Origin of the sequence: Brasilonema octagenarum UFV-OR1 (genome assembly GCF_963888615.1) — a bacterium.
Classification (GTDB): domain Bacteria; phylum Cyanobacteriota; class Cyanobacteriia; order Cyanobacteriales; family Nostocaceae; genus Brasilonema; species Brasilonema sennae.
Map to the genome: position 1 here is coordinate 1 of NZ_CAWPKW010000088.1, position 689 is coordinate 689.

Genomic DNA, 689 nt, shown 5'->3' on the forward strand with positions numbered 1-689 from the left:
GCTTCATATCGATCTAACTTACCCAGCACCACGCCTCGGTTGTACCAAGCATCATCATAGTCGGGTTTGATTTCTATTGCTTTGTCGTAAGATGCGATTGCATCATGAAATCGCTCCAAATTATCCAGCATCATGCCTCGGCGGAACCAAGCTTGATGGAAGTCGGGTTTGAATTCAATTGCTTTGTCGTAGGATGCAAGTGCTTCTTCAAATCGCTTCAAATTATCCAGCGTCACGCCCCGCTTGAACCAAGCTTCCCATTTGTCGGGTTTGATTGCGAGTGCTGTGTCGTAAGATGCGAGTGCTTCTTCAAATCGTTCTAACTGACCCAGCACCAAACCTCGGACGTACCAACCATCATCATAGTCAGGTTTGAAAAAGAGTGCTTTGTCCAACGATGGGATCGCTTCTTCAAATTGACTTAACACAAACAGCATCGCGCCCCGGTTGAACCAAGCATTATGGTAGTCGGATTTGATTTCAATTGCTCTATCATAAGATGCGATCGCATCATCATATCGCCCTAAGTTAACAAGCGCAATGCCCCGGAAGTACCAAGCTTGATGGTAGTCGGGTTTGATCTCAATTACTTTGTCGAAGGATGCAAGTGCTTCTTCAAACCGCCCTAACTTAAGCAGTGTCATGCCCTGCCTAAACCAAGCATCGTAATAGTCGGGTTTGATCTCAAT

At 45.9% G+C, this 689-nt stretch carries 1 protein-coding gene; it reads right to left on the reverse strand.

Translation table 11 applies throughout. The annotated features are described in order from the left end of the window. Positions 1-689 (reverse strand): tetratricopeptide repeat protein (locus AC5590_RS06525; protein WP_169269040.1); only part of this gene is annotated, 689 nt, incomplete at both ends.